Annotated in this window: 10 protein-coding genes and 1 other annotated feature (1 of these 11 cut by a window edge); of the genes, 4 read left to right on the forward strand and 6 right to left on the reverse strand. The window is 65.1% G+C overall.

What is annotated here, in order from left to right; translation table 11 throughout:
* Nucleotides 1–127, forward strand: a binding site (T-box leader) (it extends 126 nt beyond the left edge of the window).
* Nucleotides 128–226: 99 nt separating this feature from the next.
* The 4 genes from ilvB to ilvD all read left to right on the forward strand — a co-directional run bounded on the left by ilvB (nt 227) and on the right by ilvD (nt 5,266).
* Nucleotides 227–1,891: a biosynthetic-type acetolactate synthase large subunit gene (ilvB, locus tag B5E65_RS04190; RefSeq protein ID WP_087170619.1), complete on the forward strand. Its 1,665-nt coding sequence runs from the start codon at nt 227–229 to the stop codon at nt 1,889–1,891.
* A gap of 19 nt (nt 1,892–1,910) precedes the next feature.
* Nucleotides 1,911–2,408: an acetolactate synthase small subunit gene (gene ilvN, locus B5E65_RS04195; RefSeq protein WP_087170519.1), complete on the forward strand. Its 498-nt coding sequence runs from the start codon at nt 1,911–1,913 to the stop codon at nt 2,406–2,408.
* Between the two features lie 116 nt (nt 2,409–2,524).
* Nucleotides 2,525–3,535: a ketol-acid reductoisomerase gene (ilvC, locus tag B5E65_RS04200; RefSeq protein ID WP_087170520.1), complete on the forward strand. Its 1,011-nt coding sequence runs from the start codon at nt 2,525–2,527 to the stop codon at nt 3,533–3,535.
* A 72-nt stretch (nt 3,536–3,607) separates the two neighbouring features.
* Nucleotides 3,608–5,266: a dihydroxy-acid dehydratase gene (ilvD, locus tag B5E65_RS04205; RefSeq protein WP_087170521.1), complete on the forward strand. Its 1,659-nt coding sequence runs from the start codon at nt 3,608–3,610 to the stop codon at nt 5,264–5,266.
* Nucleotides 5,267–5,332: 66 nt separating this feature from the next.
* On the opposite strand, the gene B5E65_RS04210 is transcribed toward ilvD, so the two are convergent.
* The 6 genes from B5E65_RS04210 to B5E65_RS04235 form a co-directional block, all read right to left on the reverse strand.
* Nucleotides 5,333–5,599 carry a TIGR03905 family TSCPD domain-containing protein gene (locus B5E65_RS04210; RefSeq protein ID WP_087170522.1) on the reverse strand — a complete coding sequence of 89 codons (267 nt, stop codon included), beginning with the start codon at nt 5,597–5,599 and terminating at the stop codon, nt 5,333–5,335.
* A gap of 16 nt (nt 5,600–5,615) precedes the next feature.
* Nucleotides 5,616–6,464, reverse strand: coding sequence for a PHP domain-containing protein (locus B5E65_RS04215; RefSeq protein ID WP_087170523.1), 849 nt, complete (start codon nt 6,462–6,464; stop codon nt 5,616–5,618).
* Nucleotides 6,465–6,521: 57 nt separating this feature from the next.
* Nucleotides 6,522–8,792, reverse strand: coding sequence for a hydratase (locus B5E65_RS04220; protein WP_087170524.1), 2,271 nt, complete (start codon nt 8,790–8,792; stop codon nt 6,522–6,524).
* A 111-nt stretch (nt 8,793–8,903) separates the two neighbouring features.
* Nucleotides 8,904–9,482, reverse strand: coding sequence for a flavin reductase family protein (locus B5E65_RS04225; protein WP_087170525.1), 579 nt, complete (start codon nt 9,480–9,482; stop codon nt 8,904–8,906).
* The gene (locus tag B5E65_RS04230; protein ID WP_343286388.1) at nt 9,479–10,450 is read right to left on the reverse strand and encodes a glycosyltransferase family 2 protein; all 972 of its coding nucleotides are present in this window, start codon (nt 10,448–10,450) and stop codon (nt 9,479–9,481) included. The genes B5E65_RS04225 and B5E65_RS04230 overlap by 4 nt, the downstream gene beginning before the upstream one ends.
* Nucleotides 10,451–10,468: 18 nt before the next feature.
* Nucleotides 10,469–11,170, reverse strand: coding sequence for a Crp/Fnr family transcriptional regulator (locus B5E65_RS04235; RefSeq protein WP_087170527.1), 702 nt, complete (start codon nt 11,168–11,170; stop codon nt 10,469–10,471).
* Nucleotides 11,171–11,267: the final 97 nt, after the last annotated feature.

Here is an 11,267-nt window from a genome sequence, read left to right on the forward strand (position 1 = left end):
CCGGCCCAGTAGGCCTGGACGGAGCACCCGTTACCGTGCAAGGGCCCACCGGCCCGCTGAGCGGCCGCCTTTTGTGGCGGCAATGAGAGTGGTACCGCAGAGCGCTTTCGCAGCCTTTGTCTCTTAACAGGGACGAGGGCTGCGTTTTTTTATCCGGCGGTGCCGTTCCGCAGCGGACGCGGCAGGGTTTTGGCGAGGGAGAAAGAGAGAAAGCGAGGGAATGAGCATGAAACTATCCGGCGCAGACATCTTTGTGCAAGTGCTGCTGGAGCAGGGCGTGGACACCCTGTTCGGTTATCCGGGCGGCGCGGTGCTGAATCTGTACGACGCGCTGTACAAGGCCAGCGACAAGATCACCCACATCATGACCGCCCACGAGCAGGGCGCGGCCCACGCGGCCGACGGCTATGCCCGGGCCACCGGCCGCACCGGCGTGGTGCTGGCCACCAGCGGCCCCGGCGCCACCAACCTGGTCACCGGCATTGCCACCGCCTATATGGACAGCATCCCCATGGTGGCCATTACCGGCAACGTGGGCAACAGCCTGATCGGCAAGGACAGCTTCCAGGAGGTGTACATCACCGGCATTACCATGCCCATCACCAAGCACAACTTTGTGGTGCGGCGGGTGGAGGACCTGGCCCACATTCTGCGGGAGGCGTTCCGCATTGCCCAGACCGGCCGCAAGGGCCCGGTGCTGGTGGACATTCCCAAGGACGTGACCGGCGCCATGACCGAATACACCCCCGCCCCGCCGGTGGAAATTCCGGCGCGGCAGGATTACGATCAGGCAGCGGTGCTGCACGCGGCACAGATCATCAACAGCGCCCAGCGTCCGCTGATCTACTTTGGCGGCGGCGTGCGGTCGGCCGGTGCGGGTGATGCGCTGCGCCAGCTGGTGCAGAAAGCCCAGATTCCCGCCACCTACACCCTGATGGCCGCCGGTGTGCTGGATTACGGCGACCCGCTGAATCTGGGCCTGCTGGGCATGCACGGCAGCTACACCACCAACAAGGCCGCCAGCAAGGCGGACGTGCTGATCGCGGTGGGCACCCGGTTCTCCGACCGTGTGGCGCTGGATCCGGGCACCTTTGCCCAGGAGGCCACCATCATCCAGTTTGACATCGACGCCAGCGAGATCGGCAAGAACGTGGAGGTAGACTGCAGCGTGGTGGGCGACGCCAAGGTGGTGCTGGAGGCGCTTCTGCCCCACATCCAGCCCGCGGCCCATCCGGAATGGATGCGGCAGCTGCAGAGCTGGCAGTCCATCGACTACCGGCCCAAGGATCACACCGACCGGCTGACGCCCCATCAGGTGATCGGGGCGACCTGCGAACTGGCCGGGCCGGACGCGGTGTATGTGACCGACGTGGGCCAGCACCAGATGTGGGCCTGCCAGTACATCCGCCACGTGAAAGACCGGGCGTTCCTGACCAGCGGCGGTCTGGGCACCATGGGCTTCGGCTACGGCGCGGCCCTGGGCGCACAGGCGGCGCTGGGCCGGGATCAGACGGTGGTCATGATGACCGGCGACGGCTCCTTCCACATGAACCTGAACGAAGCCTGCACCGCGGTCAGCTACGACCTGCCGGTGATCACCATTATCTTCAACAACCAGGTGCTGGGCATGGTTCGCCAGTGGCAGACCGCTTTCTACGGCAAGCGGTATTCCAGCACCGATCCCCACCGCAAGACCGATTACGTGAAGCTGGCGGAGGGCTTTGGTCTGAAGGGCTACCACTGCGAGACGGTGGAGGAATTCCGGGCCGCCTTTGCCGAGGCGCTGGCCTCCAAAAAGCCCGCCTGGATCGAGTGCCGCATCGACAAGGACGAAAAGGTGCTGCCCATGATCCCCGCCGCGGGCAATGTGGACGACATCATGATGTCTTAACGAGAGGGGGCGCAGCGATATGAACAAACAAGTCATCAGCGTGCTGGTGGACAACCATTCGGGCGTTCTGACCCGCATCTCCAGCCTGTTCGGGCGGCGGGGCTTCAACATCGACAGTCTGACCGTGTCCGCCACCAACGATCCGGCTGTCAGCCGCATCACCATCGTGGTGCACGACGACGCCAAGGTTCTGCAGCAGATCGTGCTGCAGACCGCCCGCCTGGAGGAGACCCGCCACATCTTTGTGCTGGACCCGGCGGTAAGCCTGTTTCGGGAACTGCTGCTGCTGAAGGTGGAGGCCACCCAGGCCAACCGCAGCGAACTGCGGGAGATCGGCAGCATCTACAAGGCCAAGATCATCGACCTGTCCCCGGAGAGCCTGGTATTCGAGCTGACCGGCGAACCGGACAAGATCGACGCTTTCCTGAAAATGATGGAGGGCTTTACCATTCTGGAGATGTGCCGCACCGGCATCACCGCCCTGGAGCGGGGCGGCGCCAGCGAACATCTGCTGTAAGCATTTTGTATCCCCTCCCCGGCACAAACGGGGACCGAGATAGATGCCGGCCCGGGTGGGACCGGCCTGACCGCAACCAATTCTGAAACAAAATCCAATTTAAAGGAGTGTTCATCATGATCAAGAAGTACTACGACAGCGACTGCAACCTGGGCCTGCTGGACGGCAAGACCGTAGCCGTGATCGGCTTTGGCAGCCAGGGCCATGCCCACGCCATGAACCTGGCCGAGAGCGGCGTCAACGTGGTGGTTGGCCTGCGCAAGGGCAGCGGTCACTGGGAAAAAGCCAGCCGTTTTGCCGACACCCGCCCCAACTTCAAGGTGATGGAGATTGAGGACGCGGCCAAGGCCGGCGACGTGGTGATGATGCTGGTGCCCGACGAACTGGCCGCCGACATCTACAACACCCAGGTTGCCCCTCATATGAAAGAGGGCAACATCCTGTGCTGGGCCCACGGTTTCAACATCCACTTCAACCTGGTCAAGCCCGCCGCCAACCTGGACGTGATCATGATCGCCCCCAAGGGCCCCGGCCACACCGTGCGCAGCCAGTACCTGGAGGGCAAGGGCGTGCCCAGCCTGATCGCCGTGGCCCAGGACTACAGCGGCCGCGCCAAGGATTACGCCCTGGCCTATGCCTGCGGCATCGGCGCGGGCCGTGCCGGTATCCTGGAGACCACCTTCCGTGAGGAGACCGAGACCGACCTGTTCGGCGAGCAGGCGGTTCTGTGCGGCGGCGTGTGCGAACTGATGCACGCCGGCTTCGACACCCTGGTGGCCGCCGGCTACGAGCCCGAGATGGCCTACTTCGAGTGCATCCACGAGATGAAGCTGATCGTTGACCTGATCAACGAGGGCGGCTTCGGCAAGATGCGGTACTCCATCTCCAACACCGCCGAGTACGGCGACTACCGCACCGGCAAGCGCCTGATCACCGAGGCCACCCGTGCCGAGATGCGCCAGGTTCTGACCGAGATCCAGGACGGCACCTTCGCCAGCGAGTTCATGCAGGAGATGAGCAGCGGCCGCCGGGCCAAGTTCCTGGCTACCCGCCGCCTGCAGGCTGAGCATCCGGTGGAGAAGGTGGGCGCCGAGCTGCGCCAGATGATGAGCTGGCTCAAGAAATAACCACCCAGTGCAACTACAGCGGGGCCGGATGCGGGATGCGTCCGGCCCCAAAATAAAAGGAGAGCGATGACAATGCGCAGCGACAACGTTACCAAAGGGCCCGAGCGCGCGCCCAACCGCAGCCTGTTCTACGCCATGGGCTTTACCCAGGAGGAACTGGAGCGGCCGCTGATCGGCGTGATCAGCGCCCACAGCGAGATCGTGCCCGGCCACATCCATCTGGACAAGATTGCCGACGCGGTCAAGGCCGGCGTGCGGATGGCGGGCGGCACCCCCATCCTGATCCCCGCCATCGGCGTGTGCGACGGTATCGCCATGGGCCATATCGGCATGAAGTACAGCCTGGCCAGCCGCGAGCTGATCGCGGACAGCGTGGAGACCATGACCATGGCCCACCAGCTGGACGGTCTGGTGCTGGTGCCCAACTGCGACAAGATCGTGCCCGGCATGCTGATGGGCGCGCTGCGGCTGAACGTGCCCACCGTGGTATGCAGCGGCGGCCCCATGCTGGCCGGCAGCTACGACGGCCAGGAGGTAAGCCTGTCCAAGATGTTTGAGGCGGTGGGCGCCTACAAAGCCGGCCTCATTGGCGAAGCCAAGCTGGACGAGTGCGAGCACGGCTGCTGCCCCGGCTGCGGCAGCTGCAGCGGCATGTACACCGCCAACAGCATGAACTGCCTGTGCGAGGCGGTGGGCATCGCTCTGCCCGGCAACGGCACCATTCCCGCGGTACACGCCGGCCGCATTGCCCTGGCCAAGAAAGCCGGTATGGCCATCATGGAACTGGTGCGCCGGGACATCAAGGCCCGGGACATCGTGAATGAGAAGTCGCTGCGCAACGCCCTGGCCTGCGATATGGCGCTGGGCTGCTCCAGCAACAGCGTGCTGCATCTGCTGGCCATCGCCAAGGAAGCAGGCGTAGACCTGGATCTGGCCATGTTCAACGAGATGAGCGCCAAGGTGCCCAACCTGTGCCATCTGGCCCCGGCCGGCCCCACCCATATGCCCGATCTGTGGGCGGCGGGCGGCATCCCCGCCGTGCAGGCCGAGCTGGCCAAGAAAGGCCTGCTGGATCTGAGCCTGCTGACCGCCACCGGCAAGACCCTGGGCGAAAACATCCAGGGCGCTTACATCAAGGACACCCGCGCCATCCGGCCCATTGACGATCCGTACAGCCCCACCGGCGGCATCCAGATCCTGTGGGGCAACCTGGCTCCCCAGGGCTGCGTGGTCAAGCGCAGCGCCGTGGCGCCGGAGATGCTCTGCCACACCGGCCCCGCCCGGGTGTTCAACAGCGAGGAAGAGGCCATTGCCAGCATCTACGCGGGCAAGATCGTGGACGGTGACGTGGTGGTCATCCGGTACGAAGGCCCCCGCGGCGGCCCGGGCATGCGGGAGATGCTGAACCCCACCAGCGCGCTGGCGGGCATGAAGCTGGACAAGACGGTGGCCCTGATCACCGACGGGCGGTTCTCGGGTGCTTCCCGCGGCGCGTCCATCGGCCATGTGGCCCCGGAGGCGGCCAACGGCGGCCCCATCGGCCTGGTGCAGGAGGGCGACTCCATCACCATTGACATCCCGAACGCCTCCATTACCCTGAACGTGAGCGACGAGGAACTGGCCGCCCGCAAGGCCGCCTATGTGGCCCCGGAACCCAACGTGAAGTCCGGCTGGCTGGCCCGGTACGCCAAGCTGGTCAGCGGCGCCAACCAGGGCGCGGTCATGCCCTGATTTTTCCTGTATAAAAGCAACGCCCCGGAACGATAGGTTCCGGGGCGTTGCTTTTGTTTGCTGTGCTCAGCCGTTCTTCTGCTGTTCCAGCGCCGCGCGCAGGGCGTGGGCGATCTGGTCCGGGCAGGAGGTGGACTTGCCGCCGCAGGTGATGCCCTCCATACGGGCAATGGCGTCCTCGGCCTTCTGGCCCCGCAGCAGCGAGCAGATGCCCTTCAGGTTGCCGTTGCAGCCGCCCACGACCTCCACGGCATGGATGGTGCCGTCGTCGTTGAGCTGTACGGTGGTGCTGCGGCTGCAGACGCCGCGATTCATCTGGGTATAGGTAGTCATAGTTTCTCTCTCCTTTTTATTTTTGCTCCTTGCGGGACCGGGCCAGCGCCTCGATCCGCCGGATGGTATCTTCCGAAGTGGTGCCGCTGCCCATGGGGCGCAGGGTACCCGCGTACCGGCCATGGAAATCGGTACCGCCGGTGACCAGCAGCCCATACTTTTCCGCCAGCCGGTGCAGCTGTGCCCGGTCTTCGGGGGTGTTGCGGGGATGGTCGATCTCCACCCCGTCGATCTTGCCGGCGGCCGCCAGTTCCGCGGCCAGTTCCATGCCGTTGTACACGCTGGGGTGGGCCAGCACCGCCACGCCGCCCGCAGCCCGGATCAGCGCCAGCACCCCCTCCACCGATTCGTACCGGCAGGAATTGTGGATCGGACCGTTCTTGCCGAACAGCTCCTGGTAGCGGGCCCCATAGATGCTGTCGGCCAGACCGGCCTCGCACATGGCGGCCATCAGATGGGCCTTGAACGGGATGTCGCTTGCCTGCCACAGCGGTTCGGCCCAGGCGGGATCGAACCGGGGTTCCTCCCGGGCCAGATCGGCGGCGTTGCGGCGGCCTGCTTCCACCCGCTCGGCGGCCATGTGGTCGCAGTATCCGCGAAGCGGCGGGCAGGCGGTGTCCGGCCAGTAGCACAGGATGTGAGCCCGGCGGCCCCGCACGGTGTCCCGGGCGGAGAGCTCCACCGCCGGGATCAGCCGCACCCCCGCCTGTTCCGGATGGGCATAGGCATACTCCGCTGACCGCAGGGTATCGTGATCGGATACCGCCAGCCAGCCCAGCCCGGCGCGGGCCGCCAGCCGGGGCAGCTGCTCAATGGGGGTACTGCCGTCGGAAAAGGTGGAGTGGGTATGCAGGTCGCCGTTCATGGCTTCTCCTTTCTGCGCACAAAGCGGCTTCGGCGGAGGGCCGAAGCCGCGGAAAACTCAATGCTTGTAGTAGTTGATCAGGCAGCCGTCCAGCAGGATCTGCCGCTCGTCCGCGGTGAGCGGGGCGATATGCAGGGTAAAGGCGCGGGGTTCGCTGCCCAGCACCCAGGCCGGGATGTCCTGAATCGCGCCGCTTTCCAGCGCCGCCCGGATACCGGGCACCAGCACCCAGTCGCCCAGGCCGAAGGGGGTGGGGCCCTCCAGCTGGAACGGCACCATGCCCCAGTTGATCAGGTTGGAGCGGTAGCGCTTGGTGGCGTACTCCACCGCGATGTTGGCCGCAGCCCCCAGCACCCGCTGGCAGCTGGCCGCCTGCTCCCGGGCGGAACCGTCGCCGGGCTTGACCGCGTAGATGGTGGAGCCGATGGCCAGGTCCTTCCAGGTCAGGTTCTCACAGCCGGGCACCGCCTGCACCTGCGCCAGCAGCGCGCCGTCCGCCTGACCGGCTTTGCGGCCGGCTTCCAGGTCGCGGATCTCCTTGGCACGGCCTACGTAGGCGGGATCCTTGCGGCTCAGGGTGAACTCCGCCAGGCCCAGGGGGTTGGAACGGTAGCTGCTGGTCTCGCCGGAGGGGATCAGTTCGTCGGTGGTGGTCACCGGGTCGGTGATGTAGCTGGCCACCCGCAGCAGCAGGTTGTCCCCCATCGGGTCGATGGCGGGCCAGTCCTTGATGTTGGGCCCCAGGCGCAGGGCTTCGTCGCAGTTGCCCTTGCCGTAGCCGAAGTAGACCCGGGCGTCGTAGCTGGAGCGGTCAAATTCGTACTCCGGCACGTTGGGGGCGTAGTCGATGTCGGTGGCGGGGGTCAGGATACCGCCCGCCCGGGTGGTGGCGGCGATGGAGCGGGCGTCCATCAGGGCTACGCCCGCGATCTGGCCCGCGCCGGGCTTCGCGCCCTCGCGGCTGGGGAAGTTGCGGGTGGTGTGCCGGATGGACAGCGCCCCGTTGGCGGGCACGTCGCCCGCGCCGAAGCAGGGGCCGCAGAAGGCGGTGCGGATGGTGGCGCCGCTGGCCATCAGGTCGGTCAGGATGCCCAGACGGGACAGCGCCATCATGGTGGGCTGGCTGCTGGGATAGACGCTCAGGGCGTATTCGCCGCAGCCGCCGGTGTGGCCTTTCAGGATCTGGGCGGCCTCGCAGATGTTGGAGTAGGTACCGCCGGCGCAGCCCGCGATGACACCCTGATCCACCCGCAGGCGGCCGTTCTCAATCTTGCTGACCAGGTCCAGATGCACCTTGTCGTTGCCGACCAGGGCGCGGCAGTCCTCCTCGCACTTGTGCAGGATGTCGGCCAGATTGGCGTTCAGTTCCTCAATGGTATAGACGTTGGAGGGGTGCATGGGCAGGGCGATCATCGGCCGCACCTTGTCCAGTTCCACCGTGACAACGCCGTCGTAGTAGGCCAGCTCCGCCGGGGCCAGCGGCTTGTAATCCGCCTCGCGGCCATGGACAGCCAGATACTTCCGGGTGGCCTCGTCGGTGACCCAGATGCTGGACAGGCAGGTGGTCTCGGTGGTCATCACGTCCACGCCGCTGCGGTATTCCAGCGGCAGGCTGGCCACGCCGGGGCCGATGAACTCCATGACCTTGTTCTTCACATAGCCGTTCTTGAACACCGCCCCGATGATGGCCAGGGCCACGTCCTGGGGGCCCACGCCGGGCACCGGCGCACCGGTCAGGTATACTGCCACCACGCCAGGACGGGCCACGTCGTAGGTGCGGCCCAGCAGCTGCTTGGCCAGCTCGCCGCCGCCCTCGCCGATAGCCATGGTGCCCAGCGCGCCGTAACGGGTGTGGCTGTCCGAGCCCAGGATCATCTTGCCGCAGCCCGCGTGCATCTCCCGCATATACTGGTGGATGACCGCCATGTGGGGCGGAACGTAGATGCCGCCGTACTTCTTGGCCGCGGACAGGCCGAACACATGGTCGTCCTCGTTGATGGTGCCGCCCACCGCGCACAGGCTGTTGTGGCAGTTGGTCAGCACATAGGGCATGGGGAACCGGATCATGCCGGAGGCACGGGCGGTCTGCACAATGCCCACAAAGGTGATGTCGTGGCTGGCCATGGCGTCAAACTTCAGCTTGAGCGCCTCGGCGTCGCCGCTGTGGTTGTGCGCCTGGAGAATGCCCCAGGCGATGGTGCCCTCCCGGGCTTTGTCCACCTGTTCGGCCGTAAAGCCCTGCGCGGCGAGCGCGGCGGCAGCCTGCTCGTCCGCCGGGACCCACTGGCCCCGGGCATAGTACATGCCGGTCTTGCTGCATTGGATCATGGTCTTGCACCCCTCTGTCTTTATAAACTGCGCCTCCGCACCAGGCGGGCGGCGGCCAAAAACTATTTTTCAATTATACCATATTCCCACGCAAAACGGAAACGCCGGGCCTTATTTTCTGCGGCGGGCCGGCTTTTTGCGCACGCTGTACCCGAAGGTGCCCAGCTGCTTGCCCAGGGCGTAGTAGGTGCCGTGCACATAGGCGGCCAGACCGGCTTTGTCCAGCCGCAGGCGGCCGGCCTCGTCCAGCAGATCCTCGTCCACGTCCACCGCCACCACGTCCGCCAGGAACAGATCGTGGCTGCCCAGCGGAATGGTCTGGAACACGCGGCATTCCAGGTTCACCGGGCTTTCGGCCAGCACCGGAGCGCTCACCGCGCTGCCGGGCACCGCGGTCAGGCCCATCTCCTTGAATTTATCCACATCCCGGCCGCTTTTCACGCCGCACCAGTCCACCGCACGCAGGATCTTCTGGGTGGGCAGATTGATGACGAACTCGCCGCTCTCGCTGATCAGGCCGTGGCTGTACCGCTCGGGCCGCACACTGATGCTCACCCGCACCGGGTCGCTGTTGATGGTGCCCGCCCAGGCAATGGTGATCAGGTTGGGCTTTTCCATATTGCCGCAGCTTACCAGCACCGGCGGAACCGGCGCCAGCAGGTTGCCGGGTTTCCAGACTTGCTTGCTCATTCTTCCCTCTCCTTTTCCCAGGTGCGCTCAGCCACACAGAACCGGGGCCGGGCCTTGGTTTCCATATAAATCTTGCCGATGTACTCGCCGATCACGCCCAGGCAGAGCAGCTGGATACCGCCCATAAAGCATACGATGGCGGTGGTGCTGGCCCAGCCGGCCACGGTGGCGCCCAGCAGCGCTTCGACGACCGCCCAGACCACCCCGATAAAGCTTACGATGGACACCAGCAGTCCCAGCCCGGTGATCAGCCGGATGGGCTGCACCGACAGACTGGTAATGCCGTCAAAGGCCAGTGCCAGCATCTTGCGCAAAGGGTAATGGCTCTCGCCGGCGATGCGGCTGGCCCGGTCATAGAGCACGCTGGTGCTCTTGAAGCCCACCAGCGGCACCATGCCCCGCAAAAACAGGTTGACCTCCTTGTAGTGGGCCAGTTCATCCAGGGCGCGGCGGCTCAGCAGCCGGTAATCCGCGTGGTTGAACACCACCTTGGCGCCCATGGCGTTCATGATGTGGTAAAAGCCCTCGGCGGTGGTGCGCTTGAACCAGGTATCGGTATCCCGCTTGGCGCGCACCCCGTACACCACTTCGCACCCCTCGTGCCAGGCGTCCACCATGGCGTCCATGGCGTTGATGTCGTCCTGCCCGTCGCAGTCGATACTGATGGTGATGTCGCAGCGGGTGCGGGCTTCCATCAGCCCCGCCAGCAGCGCGTTCTGATGGCCCCGGTTGCGGCTGAGGCAGATGCCCTCAAAGCAGGGGTCCTCTTCGGCCAGCTTCTGAATGATGGCCCAGGTGTTATCCTTGGACCCGTCGTTCACAAACAGCACCCGGCTGTCCGGGCTGATCTTGCCCTCACCGGCCAGCTGACGAAGCTTGTCCCGGAACATGCCGCTGGTGATGGGCAGCACCTCCTGCTCGTTGTAGCAGGGGATCACGATATACAGTACCGGTTGTTTTTCCACGATGGCGCCTCCTAATGTTCATTATCGGTGGCAGGCAGCCCGCATGGCGGGCACATTCAGCAATTTGAAACTGCTTTTGTAGGTTTCCAGCAGGCCTTCCGCCTGCATCCGGGACAATTCCCGGGAAAGCGCACTGCGCTCGCAGTTCAGGTACTCCGCCAGCCCCGCCCGGGACAGGGAGATGGTAAAGGTATCCGCCCCGGCCCGGTGCGCCTCGTCCAGCAGGTAGGCGCAGAGTTTGGCCCGCAGGCTTTTCAGAATCAGCAGATCCACCCGGCGGTTCAGGGCAAAATACTTGTCCGAAATGGTGGTGACCAGATTCTGCATCAGACGGCTGTGGCTGGCGTGCATCTTGGCGCAGGGGTGCAGGATCTTGGCGTAGGGTACAAACAGAATCACACAGTCGCTGCGGGCGGCAATGGTCACCGGGCTTTTCACGCTGCTGCCGCTGAGCACGTCCCCGAACACCCCGCCCGGATCCATCCGGGTGATGGACACGCTGGTACCGTCGGGGGTGTTCTTCAGCGCCTCCACCCAGCCTTCCAGCACCAGGCCCACGTCCCGGGTCTCAAAGCCGGACAACAGCACCAGCTCCCCTTTGGAGAACCGGCGCAGACAGGGCGCAAAACAGGCCAGCACCTGGTCCAGTTCCTCATTGGAAAAGCCCTGGAACAGGGTGGTAGCCTGCAGAATGGGATAGTACGGGGTGAGGGTAGCGGGCATGAGGGGTCTCCTCTCCTGCGGGGCATCGGTTGCCGCCGCAACTGCATTTTCCTTCTTATTATAGTAGAATATCCCCCAGAACGCAAACCCCCGGATC

Source organism: Gemmiger sp. An120, from assembly GCF_002160955.1.
Lineage (GTDB): Bacteria > Bacillota > Clostridia > Oscillospirales > Ruminococcaceae > Gemmiger_A > Gemmiger_A avium.

Excerpts from the sequence above, each read along its gene's own strand:
- ilvB (WP_087170619.1), top strand. The coding sequence starts at position 227 with ATGAAACTATCCGGCGCAGACATCTTTGTGCAAGTGCTGCTGGAGCAG.
- ilvN (WP_087170519.1), top strand. The coding sequence starts at position 1,911 with ATGAACAAACAAGTCATCAGCGTGCTGGTGGACAACCATTCGGGCGTT.
- ilvC (WP_087170520.1), top strand. The coding sequence starts at position 2,525 with ATGATCAAGAAGTACTACGACAGCGACTGCAACCTGGGCCTGCTGGAC.
- ilvD (WP_087170521.1), top strand. The coding sequence starts at position 3,608 with ATGCGCAGCGACAACGTTACCAAAGGGCCCGAGCGCGCGCCCAACCGC.
- B5E65_RS04210 (WP_087170522.1), bottom strand. The coding sequence starts at position 5,599 with ATGACTACCTATACCCAGATGAATCGCGGCGTCTGCAGCCGCAGCACC.
- B5E65_RS04215 (WP_087170523.1), bottom strand. The coding sequence starts at position 6,464 with ATGAACGGCGACCTGCATACCCACTCCACCTTTTCCGACGGCAGTACC.
- B5E65_RS04220 (WP_087170524.1), bottom strand. The coding sequence starts at position 8,792 with ATGATCCAATGCAGCAAGACCGGCATGTACTATGCCCGGGGCCAGTGG.
- B5E65_RS04225 (WP_087170525.1), bottom strand. The coding sequence starts at position 9,482 with ATGAGCAAGCAAGTCTGGAAACCCGGCAACCTGCTGGCGCCGGTTCCG.
- B5E65_RS04235 (WP_087170527.1), bottom strand. The coding sequence starts at position 11,170 with ATGCCCGCTACCCTCACCCCGTACTATCCCATTCTGCAGGCTACCACC.